Genomic DNA, 14856 nt, shown 5'->3' on the forward strand with positions numbered 1-14856 from the left:
GGGCTCTCATGCGTCGCCCTCACGCGAATTCGAGGATCACGGCCTCGAAGCCGAGGCTGTCGCCGGCCCTGACCAGCACCTTGGCGACCGTGCCGTCGCGCTCGGCCTTGAGCACGTTCTCCATCTTCATGGCCTCGACGACCGCCAGCGACTCGCCCGACTTCACGGCCTGCCCTTCGCGCACCAGCACCTCGCGCAGCAGGCCCGGCATGGGGCACAGCACCTGCTTGCCGGAGCCCGCGGCGCCCTTCGCGGGCATGAGCCGCGCCAGCTCGGCCTCGCGCATCGTGTAGACGCGGGCGTCGGCGAAGGAGCCGGCGTGGCTGAGCAGGGCGCCGTTCGGCACCGGCAACACGCCGACCGCGATGCGGTCGCCGCCGACCGTGCCGTGCCACACGGGCTCGCCCGGCCGCCAGTCGCCCGCCACCGCGACGCTGTCGCCGCCCTCGACGTCCACCACCCAGTGCCCGTCCGCGCCGTCGAGCGTGAAGACGACGTCCCGCTCCCCGACCCTGACCGTGCGCCGCCGCTCGAAGACCACGGGCCGCGCCACCGGCATCTGCCCGGAGATCCGGCGCTTGCGCGCGTTGAGCTTGGCGTCGACCACCGCCGCCACGCAGGCGAGCCGCAGCGCGACCGTGCCGGCCGGCACCGGGTTCGCGAACTCCGCCCCGAACTCCTCGGCGATGAAGCCCGTCGACAGCCGGCCGGCGCGCCAGCGCTCGTGCCCCATCAGGGCCGACAGGAAGGGGATGTTGTGGCGGATGCCGTGGATGGCGAATCCGTCGAGCGCCCGGGACTGCGCCGCGATGGCTTCGGCCCTCGTCGGCGCGTGCGTGACGAGCTTGGCGATCATGGGATCGTAGAAGATCGAGATGGCGCCGCCCTCGCCCACCCCCGTGTCGACCCGCACGGTCGCGCCCCCGTCCTCTCCCTCGGCCGGGGGCCGGAAGGTGGTGAGGCGGCCGGTCGAGGGCAGGAAGCCGCGCGTCGGGTCCTCGGCGTAGACGCGGGCCTCGACGGCCCAGCCCTGCATCCTGACGTCCTCCTGGCGGATCCGCAGCGGCTCGCCGGCCGCGACGCGGATCATCTGCTCGACGAGGTCGAGGCCGGTGACGAGCTCGGTAACGGGATGCTCGACCTGGAGCCGGGTGTTCATCTCCAGGAAGAAGAAGCTCCGGTCCTGCCCGGCGACGAACTCCACCGTGCCGGCGGAATCGTAGTCGACCGCCTTGGCCAGCGCGACCGCCTGGGCGCCCATCAGCGCCCGCGTCTCGGGGTCGAGCAGGGGCGAGGGGGCCTCCTCCAGGACCTTCTGGTTGCGGCGCTGGATCGAGCACTCCCGCTCGCCGAGGTGGATCACGTTGCCGTGCTTGTCGCCGAGCACCTGGATCTCGACGTGGCGCGGGTTCTCGATGAACTTCTCGATGAATATCCGGTCGTCGCCGAAGGAGGCCGCGGCCTCGGATCTCGCGCGGGCGAAGCCGTCCGCCACCTCGGCGCTGGAATAGGCGATGCGCATGCCCTTGCCGCCGCCGCCCGCCGAGGCCTTGATCATCACCGGATAGCCGATGCGTTGCGCGATCTCGGCCGCGTGGGCGGCGTCGCGGATCACGTCGAGGTTGCCCGGCACCGTGGACACGCCGGCCGCGCGGGCGAAGCGCTTGCTCTCGATCTTGTCCCCCATGGCCGCGATGGCGTGGGGGTTCGGGCCGATGAAGGCGACGCCGGCCGCGCGCAGAGCCTCCGCGAAGGCTTCGCGCTCGCTCAGGAAGCCGTAGCCGGGGTGGACCGCCTCGGCACCGGTGGAGCGGCAGGCCTCCACGATGCGGCCGATGTCGAGGTAGGACTGCGCGGCGGGGCTCGGGCCGATGTGCACCGCCTCGTCGGCCATCTCGACGTGGAGCGCGTCGCGGTCGGCGTCCGAATAGACCGCGACCGTGGCGATGCCCATGCGCTTCGCGGTGCGGATGATGCGGCAGGCGATCTCGCCCCGGTTGGCGATCAGGATCTTCTTGAACAACGTTTCGGCCCCGCTGTGTTGGGGCCATGGTGGCACGCGGGTGAGGCGTCGTCACCCCCGCGGGGCGCTCGCTTGCCGGTGGAGGGGCGGGGGCCTATCGTGACGCTTCGGGAGCGATCGAAGGTGCGTCATGCGCGTGTCGACGGCGGAGTTCATCAGCGGGTTCGACGACCTCGCGGACCGGGCCGAGACGGAGCCCGTGACGATCACGCAGGGCGGCCGGGACAGGCTGGTCCTCGTGTCGGCGGACGAATACGCGCGGCTGATCGGCCAGGACGGGAGCGCATCCGCGACCGGCGAGCCGGCGCGGACCGAGGGCGGGATGCCGGAGATCTGGGGGGCGCTGCGGGGGACGATGTCCTGGGACAAGGACAGCGACATCACTGAACCGACAGGGGAAGCCTGGGACGCCGAGCGTTGAGTGCCAACGCCCCTCTTCTTCTCGACACCTGCGCGGCGATCTTCCTGACCGAGGGGACGCCTTTGTCGACCGAAGCTCGTGACGCGCTCGCCACTTCGAGGGCTGCCGGAAATCCGGTCTTCGTCTCCCCCTTCACGGCCTGGGAATATGCGACGCTCGTCGCGAAGAAGCGGCTGCGGTCGACGATCACGCCCGACGCCTGGTTCGCGACGCTCCTGAGTTTCCCCAATTTCACGCTCGCGCCCCTCACCGCCGAGATCCTGATCGCTTCGACAAGGCTCCCCGGCACCCCGCCGCGCGACCCGGCGGACCGCATCATCGCCGCGACGGCCCGCGCCGGCGGCCTCACCGTCGTCACGCGGGACGGCGAGCTCCTGCCCTACGCCGCCGCGGGCCACCTCGCGGCGGTCCGGTGCTGAGGCCGGATCGCCGCGCCGCGGCTCAGTACACCAGCCGCGCCCGCATCGTGCCCGGGATGGCGCGGATCTCCTCCAGCAGGGCTTCCGCGCGGTCGCCGAGGTCCACGGCCTCCACCACCACGTAGCCGACGTCGCCGTCCGTCTGCAGGAACTGGCCGGTGATGTTGATGTCCTGCGACGAGAACACCTCGTTGATCTTGCGCAGCATACCGGGCAGGTTCTCGTGCACGTGGATGAAGCGCGTGCCGTTGGGCCGCGGCGGCAGCTGCACCTGCGGGAAGTTGACGGCGCCGACCGTCGAGCCGACGTCGGAATATTCGACGAGCTTGCGCGCCACCTCGGCGCCGATGCGCTCCTGCGCTTCCAGCGTCGAGCCGCCGACGTGCGGCGTCAGGATCACGTTCTCGATGCCCTGCAGGGGCGAGGCGAAGCGCTCCGTGTTGGAGCCGGGCTCCTTGGGGAACACGTCGATGGCGGCGCCCTGCAGGTGCCCGTCCCGCAGCGCCCGCGCCAGGGCGTCGATGTCCACCACCGTGCCGCGCGCGTTGTTGATCAGGTAGGCGCCCGGCTTCATGGCGCGGATCTCGGCCTCGCCGATCATGTTCTGCGTCGAGGGGGTCTCGGGCACGTGCAGGGACACGACGTCGCTCTGGGCCAGCAGCGCGTGCAGGCTCTCGACGGGATCGGTGTTGCCGTGGCGGAGCTTGTCGGCCGTGTCGAAGTAGATCACCCGCATGCCCATCGCCTCGGCGAGGTTGGACAGCTGCGTGCCGATGTTGCCGTAGCCCACGATGCCGAGCACCTTGCCGCGCACCTCGTGGCTGAAGGTGGCGGACTTGTCCCAGCCGCCGACATGCGCGGCGTTGGAGCGCGGCAGCACGCGGCGCAGCAGCATCACGATCTCGCCGATGACGAGCTCCGCCACCGAGCGGGTGTTGGAGAAGGGCGCGTTGAACACCGGCACGCCGATCTCGCGCGCGGCGTCGAGATCGATCTGGTTGGTGCCGACCGAGAAGCAGCCCACCGCCATCAGCCGGTCGGCGGCCGTCACCATCTGCCTCGTCATCTGCGTGCGCGAGCGGATGCCGAGGATGTGCGTGCCCTGGAGCGCCTCGACCAGCTTGTCGCCGTCGAGCGCGGTCTTCAGCCGCGTGACGTTGGTGTAGCCGGCCTGGGTGAAGAGGTCCGCGGCGGTCTGGCTGATGCCCTCCAGCAGGAGGACGCGGACCTTGTCCTTCGACAGGGAGTAGCGGGGCGGCATGGGTCTATGTCTCTCGGGTTCGCGCGCGGCCGGCGCCGGGCCGGCATTCGGCTGGCAGCGCTAGCGGAGCGCCGCGCCCGCGTCGACCCCCCGCTGCCGCGGAAGCCGGCATGGCAGGGTCACGTCCGCGCCAGGACGTCCAGCATGGCGGCGACCTTGTCCTGCACGAGGTCGCGGGTGAGCGCGTCGAGCCCGCAGGCGCCGACGTCCTCGGCCTCCGCGCCCGACAGGAGCAGCGTGCGCCGGAACAGCACACGCCGCCCCCTGCTGTCGCACACGACGTTGAAGTGCGGGGCGCCGTTCTTGAAGTTGGACGTCCTGTGGCGGCGGAACACGTTCATCTGCACCGAGGGCGGGACCAGCACGCCGCGGCAGGTCGTCCGCTCGGCCACGCGCTCGATCGAGAAGAAGCGCCCGTGCCTTTCCAGGAGGTGGCCCACCTCCGCCATGGCCGGCACCACGACCCGCTCCGCCTTGGCGCGGAACTCGCGCAGGAAGGCGTCGCCAGGGGAGGGGGCGTGCAGCACCCGCACGGCCTCGCCGGAGCCCCGCCCGGCGGCGAACGACGACCTCAGCCTGTCCCTCAGTTCGTCCCGCATGGGGGCCTCCCTGCCCGGTTTCTCGGCACCGATGACGGGAATGTGGCGATCGCGTTTCGGTCTGTCGAGGGGATGGCGGGCGCCGATCGTCGTTAACGGAACGTCAACGGCTGTGGCGCGATCGTCGAGATCGCGCCCGAGAATCGCCGACCTCGGCGCGCGTCATGTGACGTCGAGGTCACAGCCGGGGAGAGGGTCGATGGCGGACTGGTCCGTGAAGGGCGTGGGCGTCGAGGTGACGGTGACGAGCCCGGCCGGCGACGAATATCCCTTCGTCATCACCGACGTCGCCGACCTGCACCTCCAGCTCGGCACGCGGCCGCGATGGCAGGCCGGCCGCGAGCCCACCGACGCCGCCGCCCGGATCGACGACGCGCTCGCGGTGGCGTCGCGCTGGACCGAGGACACGTTCGGGCCGGCGTAGCTGTTCCTGAGTTGAAATCGAGGCCGTTGTTTACAGCGGGATGTTGTCGTGCTTCCGCCACGGCTTCTCGGCCTTCTTCGAGCGCAGCATCGCCAGCGCCCGCGCGATGCGCCGCCGCGTCGAGCGCGGGCGGATCACTTCGTCGACGTAGCCGCGCTCGGCCGCCACGAAGGGCGACAGGAAGCGGCTCTCGTAGTCGCGCGTGCGCTCGGCGATCTTGTCCGGGTCGCCGATGTCGGAGCGGAAGATGATCTCGACCGCCCCCTTGGCCCCCATCACGGCGATCTGCGCCGAGGGCCAGGCGTAGTTGACGTCCGCGCCGACGTGCTTCGACGCCATCACGTCGTAGGCGCCGCCGAAGGCCTTGCGCGTGATCACGGTGATCATCGGCACGGTGGCCTGCGAATAGGCGAACAGCAGCTTCGCGCCGTGCTTGATGAGCCCGCCATATTCCTGCGCGGTGCCGGGCAGGAAGCCGGGCACGTCGACGAAGGTCAGGATCGGGATCTCGAAGCTGTCGCAGAAGCGCACGAAGCGCGCGGCCTTGCGCGAGGCGTCGGAATCGAGCACGCCGGCCAGCACCAGCGGCTGATTCGCCACCACCCCGACCGTGCGCCCGCCGACCCGCGCGAAGGCCGTGACGATGTTGCGCGCGAAGGCGGCCCCGATCTCGAACACGTCGCCCTCGTCGACAACCTTCGCGACCAACTCCTTGATGTCGTAGGGCGTGTTGGCGTTCTCGGGCACCAGCGTGTCGAGCGAGGCGTCGTGCCGCTCGACGTCGTCGAAGCTCGGCCACTCGGGCGGGCCCGCCGTGTTGTTGGCGGGCAGGAAGTCGACGAGGCGTCGCACCTGCAGCAGGGCCTCCACATCGTCGTCGAAGGCCATGTCGGCGATCGACGATTTGGTGGTGTGGACGCGGGCGCCGCCGAGGTCCTCGGCGGATACGGTCTCGTTGGTGACGGTCCTCACGACGTCGGGGCCGGTCACGAACATGTAGCTCGTGTCGCGCACCATGACGATGAAGTCCGTCATGGCCGGCGAATACACGTCGCCGCCCGCGCAGGGGCCCATGATGACGGAGATCTGCGGGATCACGCCGGAGGCCTCCGCGTTGCGGCGGAACACCTCGCCGTAGCCGCCGAGCGCCGCCACGCCCTCCTGGATGCGCGCGCCGCCGGCGTCGAACAGGCCGATGATGGGCGCGCGGATCTTCATGGCGAGATCCTGCACCTTGGTGATCTTGGCCGCGTGGGTTTCCGACAGGGAGCCGCCGAACACCGTGAAATCCTTCGAGAACACCACCACGGCGCGGCCGTTCACCGTGCCCCAGCCGGTGACGACGCCGTCGCCGGAGATGCGGGTCTTCTCCATGCCGAAGTCGGTCGAGCGGTGCTCGACGAAGGTGTCGAACTCCTCGAAGGAGGCGGGGTCGAGCAGGAGTTCGATGCGCTCGCGGGCCGTGAGCTTGCCCTTGGCGTGCTGCGCCGCGACGCGCCGCTCGCCGCCGCCCGCCGCCGCTTCGGCGCGCCGCCGGTCGAGATCCTCGATCACACCCCGCATCGTACCCCCTGCCGCGCTTCCCCGCCCCCGTTGTGGCGCCGATCGGCCTTCCCCCGCAACGGGTTTCGCGCCAAGCTCGCGCGAACGACGGATCGGGAGGAGCCTGTGCCGGGCCCAAGCTTCACGGCAAACCTCGGCGGCCGCGTCGCGCTCGTGACGGGCGCCTCGGGCGGCCTCGGCGCCCATTTCGCTGCGCTGCTGGCGCGCTCCGGCGCCCGCGTCGCCGTGGCGGCGCGCCGGGCGGAGAGCTGCGCGGCCGTGTGCGAGGCGCTCCGCGCCGCGGGCGGCGAGGCCGAGGCGTTCCGGCTCGACGTCGCCGACGCCGCGTCGGTCGGGGCCGCCTTCGCGGCCGTCGAGGCCCGCTTCGGCGCGCTCGACGTGCTGGTCAACAACGCCGGCATCTCGGCCGCCGGCCCGAGCCTCGACCTGCCCGAGGAGGCCTGGGACCGGGTGGTGGACACCAACCTCAAGGGCGCCTTCCTGTGCGCCCAGGCGGCGGCGCGGATCATGCGGGCGCGCGGCGGGGGTGCCATCGTCAACGTCGCCTCGATCCTCGGGCTCCGGGTCGCGGCCCAGGTGGCGCCCTACGCGGCCTCGAAGGCGGGGCTCGTGCAGCTCACCCGCGCGCTGGCGTTGGAATGGGCGCGGCACGGGGTGCGGGTCAACGCGCTCTGCCCCGGCTACGTCGAGACCGACATCAACCGCGGCTTCTTCGCGAGCGACGCCGGGCAGGCCATGGTGAAGCGCATCCCGCAGCGCCGCATCGGCACGGCGGAGGACCTCGACGGCCCGCTGCTGCTGCTCTGCTCGGACGCGTCGCGCTACATGACGGGGGCCGAGATCGCGGTCGACGGCGGCCACCTCGTCTCGTCGCTCTAGAGGCTGTTATGAACCATGGAGGGTGGCTCGACTGGAGCCATTTTCGGATGATCGGCAGGAGACTTGCGATGAGCGTGGCTGAGCCACGGTCGAGCAAGTCGACGAACCGAGCGCCGAAAAGGGCCCGGCCCCTCCGGGGTTGCGGCGCAGCGGCCGCCTGATGCGTCGAAGCTCTTGCCGGTACGGACGTACCGGCTGCAAGCTTCTCCTGCCATTCGGCTCGCCGCGCCGCAATGGAGCCGCCCTCCATGGTTCATAACAGCCTCTAGGATCGCCAGGACCTCCCATGGACTTCACCATCACGCCCGAGCTCGACGCGCTGCGCCGGCGCGTCGGCGCCTTCGTCGAGCGCCGGCTCCTGCCGCTCGAAGCCGATCCGGCGAGCTTCGACGCGCACGAGAACATCGCGCTGCCGCTGCTCGACGCGTTGCGCGCCGAGGCCCGCGCCGAAGGGCTGTGGTGCCTGCAGCTCCGCCCCGAGACCGGCGGCCTCGGGGTGGGTCGCGTCGGCATGGCGGTCTGCTACGAGGCCATGAACCGCTCGATCTTCGGTCCCGCCGTGTTCAACTCGGCCGCGCCCGACGACGGCAACATGATGATGCTGGAGAAGATCGGCACGCCCTATCAAAAGGAGCGCTGGCTCGCGCCCATCGTGCGGGGCGAGGTGCGCTCGGCCTTCGCCATGACGGAGCCCCACCCCGGCGGCGGCTCCGACCCATCGATGATCCAGACCCGCGCGGAAAAGCAGCCCGACGGCTCCTACCGCATCACCGGCCGCAAATGGTACATCACCGGCGCCGGCGAGGCCTCGCATTTCACGCTGATGGCCAAGACCTCGGACGACCCGCGGCGCGGCCTCACGGCCTTCCAGTTCCACAAGGACCAGCCCGGCTGGGAGATCCTGCGTCGCATCCCCATCATGGGGCCGGAAGAGCACGGCGGCCACTGCGAGCTCAAGTTCGACGGCCTCGTGGTGCGCCCCGAGGACGTGCTGCTTGGCGAGGGCGACGGCCTCAAGGTCACGCAGATCCGGCTCGGGCCGGCGCGCCTCACCCACTGCATGCGGTGGCTCGGCCTCGCGAAGCGCTGCGTCGAGATCGCGGAAGCCTACGCGAAGGAGCGCCACGGCTTCGGCGTGCGGCTCGCCGACCGCGAATCCGTGCAGCTGATGCTGGGCGGACTCGCCATGGAGATCGAGATCGGGCGGCTGCTCGTCATGAAGGCCGCCTGGGAGCTCGACCGCGGCGGCTTCGCCCGCACGGAGGTGTCGATGGCCAAGGTGCAGTGCGCCGGCGTGCTCCACCGCGCCGCCGACACAGGCATCCAGATCACCGGCGCCAAGGGCTATTCCAAGGACACGGTGCTGGAATGGATCTACCGCTACGCCCGCCAGGCGCGCCTCGTCGACGGCGCCGACGAGGTCCACCGCATGGTGCTCAACCGCGCGCTGGAGAAGGAGGGGCGGGAGTTCTGGCGCTGGCCGGTGGCGGAGGCCGTGGAGGCCGGCCGTCCGGCGTGATAGGCTCGCCTCCATGGCCGCGATCGACGACCCCGTGCTGATCCGCTTCCGCGCCGCCCTCGACGCCGCCTACGGCGACCGGATCGAGCGCGTGGTGCTGTTCGGCTCGCGGGCGCGGGGCGACGCCCGGCCGGACTCGGACTACGACGTCGCTGTATTTCTGCGGAACTTCGACGATTTCGGGCGGGAGTCGCGGACCCTGGCCGCGATCGAGACGGACATCCTCTACGAGGACGGCGCGCTGATCGGCGCCATGCCGTTCCGAGCGGGGGCCTACGCCGACCGCACCGGCTTCATGGCCGAGGTGCGCCGTGAGGGAATCGATCTGTGACGCCGGAGGCCGCAGCCTCACTGGCCAGGGCGAGGCGCGACCTCGGCGAGGCTCGATTGCTCGCCGGCTTAAAGCTCAACCGCCTCGCTGCGCGATCGGGCTACTACGCGGCATTCCACGCCGCTGAAGCCTTGATCCAGGAGCGGACCGGGCGAAGCGCGAAGACCCATCGCGGCGTGCACAGCGAGTTCTCGCGGTTGACCAAGGGCGACCTCGGATCAAGCCGGGATGTCTGGCGTGTCCTGACCGACGCCTACCGCTACAAAGAGATGGCCGACTACTCGACCGATCCGGATGCGGACATCAGCGATGATGCGACGGGTCAGGTCATCGCCGACGCATCCCGCTTCGTCGATCGGATCGCCGATCTGCTCGCGAACCCGCTCGGCTCCTGAGTTCAGGCTCGCAACGCCCCGTTCACCATCCCGGTCCATCGTCGGCCCCGCGCCACATTCCGCCCGCGCTCCGCGGGCAGGGTGGCGGACCGTCCAGCCCCCGCGCGAGGTTCCGTCAGGCCGTGAAGCGTATCGTGTCCCGCCTCCTGTCGGCGCTCCTGTGCGCCCTCGCGCTCGCCGGCTGCGCTGGCGACCTGGCCGAGCGCGTCAACATCGGCTCCGTCTATCCCGACACCGTCGCGCTGATGCAGTCCGAGAACATGGACCGCGGCGCGCCGATCTTCATCCGCATCATCAAGGAAGACTCGGCGCTGGAGATCTGGAAGGAGGACCGCACCGGCCGCTACCGGCCGCTGAAGAGCTATCCGGTGTGCCACTACTCGGGCGGGCTCGGCCCCAAGAAGGCCTACGGCGACCACCAGGCGCCGGAAGGCTTCTACTCGGTCGCGCCGAACCAGATGAACCCGCATTCGCGCGAGTACCTGTCCTTCAACGTCGGCTATCCCAACGCCTTCGACCGCTCGCTCGGCCGCACCGGGGATTCGCTGATGGTGCACGGCGGCTGTCGCTCGGTCGGCTGCTACGCCATGACCAACCGCGAGATCGAGGAGATCTACGGCCTCGCCCACGAGGCCTTCGCGGGCGGCCAGACCGCGATCTCGCTCCAGGCGCTGCCGTTCCGCATGACGGAGGCCAACATGGAGAAGCACCGCGACGACCCCAACGCGCCCTTCTGGGCCATGCTGAAGAGCGGCAGCGACGCCTTCGACGCGACGCGGCGCCCGCCCCAGGTCGCCGTCTGCGACCACCGCTACGTCGTGGCGCCGGACGGCGCCCCCGCGCCCGGCGGCGGCGCCTGCTCGACGGTGTGAACCGGGCGGGCGGCCGGGGTCGGGACGACGGCCTCGACCCGCCCTCGGCCGCATGCGCCCACGAAAAAGCCCGCCGGATCGCTCCGGCGGGCCGTCCCGGTCGGGCGGTGAGCGAGGCGCTCACTCGGCCTTGGCGGCCTCTTCCTTCTCCTCGGGGGCGTCGGCCATGTGGGCCAGCGCCTCGCCGAGCGCCTTGGCCTTCTCGGCGTTCTTGCCCTCGGACTTGCCCGCGAAGGTCACGGTCTCCTTGCCGAGCTTGGCCAGGAGCTTCTTGATCTGGTCGCCCTTGGGCTTTTCGTCCTGGATCAGCTTCTTGAGGTGCTCGAGGTCCTTGACCAGCGTCTTCACGCCGGGGGTCTCGGACTTCTCGAGGGTGGCCTCCCAGCCCTCGATGTTGGTCACCGCCGCCTTGACGGTGAAGCCCTTCACGCCGTCCTTGATGTGCTTGATGGTCGCGTCGAACTGGGGCATCGGATCGCTCCTCGGGATCACGGCCGCCCGTCGTCGGCGGCGCTCCAGCGCACAAGTCCCGGAGCGCCCGAATGTTGCAGGGCGAGAAGCCGCAGAGTCGCCGCGGGCGCGTTTTTTTGAGCTTGTCGTCGCGCACCCGTCGTCCCCATCCTTTATGATGCAGCGCACACGGGGACGAGTGCCATGACCCACGAGTCGATCGACGCGACCCTCTGGCCCGCGCGGCGTGATCCGACGCTGGACTGGCTCGTCAACGAGACGACGGGCGAGCGCTTCCTCGACCGCGTCTTCCTGGAACTCTGCCGGCGGCTCGAAGCCGCGGGGCTGCCGCTGCTGCGGGCCGTGATGATCCTGCAGATCGACAACCCGCAATGGGCCGGGGTCCGCGTCCTGTGGCGGCGCGGCGCCGCCGACGTCGAGGCGCGCATGGCCGGCTTCGACGCCCGGCTCGGCCCGAGCTACCTCGTCAGCCCGACGCACGACATCCACGAGGGCGCGCCGGAGATTCGGGCCCGGCTCTGGGCGACCGACCCGGCCGACGATCCCTACCCGCTCTACGCCGACCTCCGCGACGAGGGCGTGACCGACTACGTCGCCTGGCCGCTGCGCTTCACGCTGGGTCGGCGCAACGTCGTCACCTTCGCCACCGACCGGCCGGGCGGCTTCGCCGAGGCGGACGTCGCCCTGCTGGCCGATCTCATGCCGGCCCTGGCCCTCGTGGCGGACGTGCGCGTCAAGAACCGCCTCGCCCGCACCCTGCTCGACACCTACGTGGGCCCCCACGCGGGCGAGGCCATCCTGAACGGCGCGACGCGGCGCGGCTCGGGCTTCACGGTGGAGGCCGCCATCGTGGTGGTCGACCTGCGCGGCTTCACGGCCATCTCCGACCTGTGGCCGCGCGACGACGTCATCGCCCTGCTCAACGACTATTTCGACGCGCTGTCCGAGCCCATCGAGGCGCACGGCGGCGAGATCCTGAAGTTCATGGGCGACGGCCTGCTCGCCATCTTCCCGGACGACGCGCAGGCCGCCATCGCGGCCGTCGCCGGCATCCGCGCCGCCATGGCGGACCTCAACGTCCGGCGCATCGCGGAGGGGCGGGAGCCGCTCGGCTACGGGGTCGGCGTGAACTACGGCGACGTGATGTACGGCAACATCGGCTCGCGGAAGCGGCTCGACTTCACCGTGATCGGCCCGGCCGTCAACATCGCGTCGCGCCTCGAAACGCTGACCAAGGAGGTCGGCGCGACGGCGCTCTTCTCCGCCGCCTTCGTCGAGCACACGCGCTGCGGCGCGAGCCTGAGGCGCCTGGGGTCCTTCCCGCTGCGCGGCGTCGGCCAGCCGCTCGACGTCTACACCTTCGCGGAAGATGCGGCCCGCTGATCCGGCTCCCCCGTCTCGCCTTCCGGCGCCGTCCCCTGTAGCTTCCCGGCCATGACACCAGCCCTGCTCTTCGACATGGACGGGACGCTCATCGACACCGAGCACCTCCATTTCTCGGCCTTCCAGACCGTGCTGTCGCCGCACGGCGTCGCGCTGACCTGGGAGGACTACCGGCACTTCATCATGGGGCAGCCCAACTCCGCCATCGCGGCGCATTTCCTGCCGCACGTGCCGAGGGCGGATCACGCGGCCGTCATGGACAGCAAGGAAGAGCGCTACCGCTCGCTCGTCACCGACGTCGACCCCGCCGAGGGCCTGATGGACCTGCTCGCCTGGGCCGATGACCGCGGCGTGCCCTACGCGGTCGTCACCAACGCGCCGCGCGCCAACGCCGAGCTCGTGCTCGAGGCGCTCGGCATCCGCGGCCGCGTCAGGGCGGTGGTGGCCGGCGACGAGGTCGCGAGCCCGAAGCCCCATCCCATGCCCTACCTCACCGCCGCGGCTATGATCGGCGGCGACCTCGCCCGCACCGTGGCGTTCGAGGATTCGGGATCGGGCGTCGCCTCCGCCGTGGCGGCCGGCCTGCCGGTGGTCGGCATCAGCCCGCCCCTCGACGAGAACGGGCTCAAGGCGCGCGGCGCGGCGCTGCTGATCCGCGACTACCGCGATCCGCAGCTCACCGGCTTCCTCGCCGGCCGCCTCGGCCTCTGAACGCGCCGCCGAGGCCCCGCATCGGCGCGTGAGCAGCCATGCCGTGCTTCCTTTTGCGGGTCAGCGGCGTTATTTCTGGCACGGTTCTCGCGCGGGAAAGGCCTCGACGGTCCAGATGCGGTTGTCCCAGGTTCTCGTACTGCTCGCCGCCGAGCCTGAGGAGCGCATCAGCTTCCGAGACATCCTCGCCATACTGAGCGAGCGCTCATTCGCTATCCTGGTGGTCCTGCTGGGCCTGCCCAACTGCCTGCCCATGCCGCCGCCGATCCCCACGATCTCGGCGCTGCTGCTCATCATGATCGCCCTGCAGATGCTGGTGCGGCGGCCGGAGCCCTGGTTTCCGGGGGTGGTGCTGCGCGGCTCGGTGGCGCGGTCGGACGTGCTGCGCGCCGTCAAGCGCGCCCTGCCCGTGGTGAGCCGGCTGGAGCGCTGGTCGCGGCCGCGCCTGTCGGTGTTCGAGCCGCGCCTCGCCGCGATGCTGTCCGCGCTGCTGCTGCTGCTCATGTCGATCGGCATGCTGGTCGCGGCGCCGCTGGTCGGGCAGGTGCCCTACGGCCTCGCCGTGTGCCTGTTCGGCCTCGGCCAGATCGAGCGCGACGGCGTGCTGGTGCTGAGCGGCGTGGTGGCGGGCGCGGTCGGCGTCGCGCTCAGCGCCTCCTTCATCTACGGCGTGGTCGAGGCCATCCGGAACTTCGTCTGAACCCCGGTCCGGACCGCGCCGTTGCCCCGGCACACACACCGGGGACGGACACCATGAAGCTCTATTGGGGCAGGCACACCTGCGCGATCGGCATCCACGTCCTCCTGGAGGAGGCCGGGGCCACCTTCGAGACCGAGGAGCTCGACGTCGCCGGCGACGCCACGAAGCGCGAGCCCTTCAAGTCGATCAATCCGAAGGAGAAGGTGCCGTTCCTGGTGCGCGACGACGGCTCGTCGCTGACCGAATACGGCGCCATGGCGACCTGGATCGGCCTGACCTGGCCGCAGGCCGGGCTGATCCCCGAGGCGGTCGAGGACCGCGTGCGGATGATCGAGGTCATGGACTACGCGGTCGGCACGCTGCACGCGCAGGCCTTCCACCGCATCCTCCGCGCCAGCGATTTCGAGCCCAAGGACCTGCTGCACAAGACGGGCCTCGGCCTGTCGAGCATCAAGGCCGAGGGGACCGAGATGGTGCGGCAGGGCTTCGCCATCCTGGACCGCGAGCTTCAGGGCCGGACCTGGGTGGGCGGCCCGCGCTTCTCGATCGGCGACACGGCGCTGTTCTACTGCGAGCGCTGGGCACCCGACGTCGACGTGGCGCTGCCGCCCAACGTCGCCGCCCACTTCGACCGCATGAAGGCCCGGCCGAGCGTGCGCAGGGCGCTGCAGTTCTACGGAGAAGCTTGAAAGGGATCGCGAAGGGCCTTTCGGCCCTTCGCCGGGGTTCGGGGCGGCGCCCCGACGACGGTGCTCTGATGCCAGCGGTCAGATCTCTTGACCGCTGCAAGCGCGAATGCGCGCCCCCGCTCATGCGGCGTGACCCGACGGAGATGCGTCAGCATGTCCGTTGGCCGGTACGAGATGCGGGGCTGCGCGCCCCGCA

The 14856-nt window shown here is 70.9% G+C and carries 17 protein-coding genes; 12 read left to right on the plus strand and 5 right to left on the minus strand.

Going from position 1 to position 14856, the window contains the following annotated elements; all coding sequences use genetic code 11:
• Positions 1-19: 19 nt before the first annotated feature.
• Positions 20-2023: an acetyl-CoA carboxylase biotin carboxylase subunit gene (locus tag L7N97_RS16915; RefSeq protein WP_237479470.1), complete on the minus strand. Its 2004-nt coding sequence runs from the start codon at positions 2021-2023 to the stop codon at positions 20-22.
• Positions 2024-2153: 130 nt separating this feature from the next.
• Between L7N97_RS16915 and L7N97_RS16920 the strand changes: the two genes are divergently transcribed.
• Both L7N97_RS16920 and L7N97_RS16925 read left to right on the plus strand, forming a co-directional pair.
• Positions 2154-2444 (plus strand): type II toxin-antitoxin system Phd/YefM family antitoxin, encoded by a 291-nt coding sequence (locus L7N97_RS16920; RefSeq protein ID WP_237479471.1) that lies wholly within the window; start codon positions 2154-2156, stop codon positions 2442-2444.
• On the plus strand, positions 2441-2863 hold the full coding sequence (locus L7N97_RS16925; protein ID WP_237479472.1) for a type II toxin-antitoxin system VapC family toxin: 423 nt from the start codon (positions 2441-2443) through the stop codon (positions 2861-2863). Before L7N97_RS16920 ends, L7N97_RS16925 begins: the two co-directional genes overlap by 4 nt.
• Positions 2864-2885: 22 nt before the next feature.
• On the opposite strand, the gene serA is transcribed toward L7N97_RS16925, so the two are convergent.
• Both serA and L7N97_RS16935 read right to left on the minus strand, forming a co-directional pair.
• Positions 2886-4124, minus strand: a complete 1239-nt coding sequence (serA, locus tag L7N97_RS16930) for a phosphoglycerate dehydrogenase (protein ID WP_237479473.1) — start codon at positions 4122-4124, stop codon at positions 2886-2888.
• A gap of 119 nt (positions 4125-4243) precedes the next feature.
• Positions 4244-4723, minus strand: a complete 480-nt coding sequence (locus L7N97_RS16935; protein ID WP_237479474.1) for a hypothetical protein — start codon at positions 4721-4723, stop codon at positions 4244-4246.
• Positions 4724-4922: 199 nt separating this feature from the next.
• On the opposite strand from L7N97_RS16935, the gene L7N97_RS16940 reads away from it, so the two are divergent.
• On the plus strand, positions 4923-5147 hold the full coding sequence (locus L7N97_RS16940; protein WP_237479475.1) for a hypothetical protein: 225 nt from the start codon (positions 4923-4925) through the stop codon (positions 5145-5147).
• Positions 5148-5177: 30 nt separating this feature from the next.
• Here the strand turns inward: L7N97_RS16940 and L7N97_RS16945 are convergent, their stop codons facing one another.
• A complete protein-coding gene (locus L7N97_RS16945) occupies positions 5178-6710 on the minus strand; it encodes an acyl-CoA carboxylase subunit beta (RefSeq protein WP_237479476.1) in 1533 nt (510 codons plus the stop codon).
• 105 nt (positions 6711-6815) lie between these two features.
• On the opposite strand from L7N97_RS16945, the gene L7N97_RS16950 reads away from it, so the two are divergent.
• From L7N97_RS16950 to L7N97_RS16970, 5 genes are all read left to right on the plus strand, one after another.
• Positions 6816-7589 (plus strand): SDR family NAD(P)-dependent oxidoreductase, encoded by a 774-nt coding sequence (locus L7N97_RS16950; protein WP_237479477.1) that lies wholly within the window; start codon positions 6816-6818, stop codon positions 7587-7589.
• A 286-nt stretch (positions 7590-7875) separates the two neighbouring features.
• On the plus strand, positions 7876-9108 hold the full coding sequence (locus L7N97_RS16955; RefSeq protein WP_237479478.1) for an acyl-CoA dehydrogenase family protein: 1233 nt from the start codon (positions 7876-7878) through the stop codon (positions 9106-9108).
• A gap of 13 nt (positions 9109-9121) precedes the next feature.
• Entirely contained in the window at positions 9122-9439 is a 318-nt protein-coding gene (locus L7N97_RS16960; RefSeq protein ID WP_237479479.1) for a nucleotidyltransferase domain-containing protein, read from the plus strand.
• Positions 9436-9834 (plus strand): HEPN domain-containing protein, encoded by a 399-nt coding sequence (locus L7N97_RS16965; protein WP_237479480.1) that lies wholly within the window; start codon positions 9436-9438, stop codon positions 9832-9834. Before L7N97_RS16960 ends, L7N97_RS16965 begins: the two co-directional genes overlap by 4 nt.
• Before the next feature lie 134 nt (positions 9835-9968).
• Complete coding sequence (locus L7N97_RS16970) at positions 9969-10706, plus strand: L,D-transpeptidase family protein (protein WP_237479481.1); 738 nt, start codon at positions 9969-9971, stop codon at positions 10704-10706.
• A gap of 120 nt (positions 10707-10826) precedes the next feature.
• On the opposite strand, the gene L7N97_RS16975 is transcribed toward L7N97_RS16970, so the two are convergent.
• Entirely contained in the window at positions 10827-11177 is a 351-nt protein-coding gene (locus tag L7N97_RS16975; protein ID WP_237479482.1) for a hypothetical protein, read from the minus strand.
• Between the two features lie 183 nt (positions 11178-11360).
• On the opposite strand from L7N97_RS16975, the gene L7N97_RS16980 reads away from it, so the two are divergent.
• The 4 genes from L7N97_RS16980 (at position 11361) to L7N97_RS16995 (ending at position 14660) form a co-directional block, all read left to right on the plus strand.
• Positions 11361-12560: an adenylate/guanylate cyclase domain-containing protein gene (locus L7N97_RS16980; protein WP_237479483.1), complete on the plus strand. Its 1200-nt coding sequence runs from the start codon at positions 11361-11363 to the stop codon at positions 12558-12560.
• Positions 12561-12611: 51 nt separating this feature from the next.
• Positions 12612-13271, plus strand: a complete 660-nt coding sequence (locus L7N97_RS16985; protein ID WP_237479484.1) for an HAD family hydrolase — start codon at positions 12612-12614, stop codon at positions 13269-13271.
• A gap of 115 nt (positions 13272-13386) precedes the next feature.
• Positions 13387-13971, plus strand: a complete 585-nt coding sequence (locus L7N97_RS16990) for an exopolysaccharide biosynthesis protein (protein WP_237479485.1) — start codon at positions 13387-13389, stop codon at positions 13969-13971.
• A gap of 53 nt (positions 13972-14024) precedes the next feature.
• Positions 14025-14660: a glutathione S-transferase family protein gene (locus tag L7N97_RS16995; protein ID WP_237479486.1), complete on the plus strand. Its 636-nt coding sequence runs from the start codon at positions 14025-14027 to the stop codon at positions 14658-14660.
• Positions 14661-14856: the final 196 nt, after the last annotated feature.

This window comes from Lichenibacterium dinghuense, from assembly GCF_021730615.1.
In the GTDB taxonomy this organism is placed as follows: Bacteria; Pseudomonadota; Alphaproteobacteria; order Rhizobiales; family Beijerinckiaceae; genus Lichenihabitans; species Lichenihabitans dinghuensis.

What these genes read in the sequence shown, in the direction of transcription:
- L7N97_RS16920 (WP_237479471.1), top strand. Translation starts at nt 2,154, where the DNA reads ATGCGCGTGTCGACGGCGGAGTTCATCAGCGGGTTCGACGACCTCGCG.
- serA (WP_237479473.1), bottom strand. Translation starts at nt 4,124, where the DNA reads ATGCCGCCCCGCTACTCCCTGTCGAAGGACAAGGTCCGCGTCCTCCTG.
- L7N97_RS16935 (WP_237479474.1), bottom strand. Translation starts at nt 4,723, where the DNA reads ATGCGGGACGAACTGAGGGACAGGCTGAGGTCGTCGTTCGCCGCCGGG.
- L7N97_RS16940 (WP_237479475.1), top strand. Translation starts at nt 4,923, where the DNA reads ATGGCGGACTGGTCCGTGAAGGGCGTGGGCGTCGAGGTGACGGTGACG.
- L7N97_RS16945 (WP_237479476.1), bottom strand. Translation starts at nt 6,710, where the DNA reads ATGCGGGGTGTGATCGAGGATCTCGACCGGCGGCGCGCCGAAGCGGCG.
- L7N97_RS16955 (WP_237479478.1), top strand. Translation starts at nt 7,876, where the DNA reads ATGGACTTCACCATCACGCCCGAGCTCGACGCGCTGCGCCGGCGCGTC.
- L7N97_RS16960 (WP_237479479.1), top strand. Translation starts at nt 9,122, where the DNA reads ATGGCCGCGATCGACGACCCCGTGCTGATCCGCTTCCGCGCCGCCCTC.
- L7N97_RS16975 (WP_237479482.1), bottom strand. Translation starts at nt 11,177, where the DNA reads ATGCCCCAGTTCGACGCGACCATCAAGCACATCAAGGACGGCGTGAAG.
- L7N97_RS16980 (WP_237479483.1), top strand. Translation starts at nt 11,361, where the DNA reads ATGACCCACGAGTCGATCGACGCGACCCTCTGGCCCGCGCGGCGTGAT.
- L7N97_RS16985 (WP_237479484.1), top strand. Translation starts at nt 12,612, where the DNA reads ATGACACCAGCCCTGCTCTTCGACATGGACGGGACGCTCATCGACACC.
- L7N97_RS16990 (WP_237479485.1), top strand. Translation starts at nt 13,387, where the DNA reads ATGCGGTTGTCCCAGGTTCTCGTACTGCTCGCCGCCGAGCCTGAGGAG.
- L7N97_RS16995 (WP_237479486.1), top strand. Translation starts at nt 14,025, where the DNA reads ATGAAGCTCTATTGGGGCAGGCACACCTGCGCGATCGGCATCCACGTC.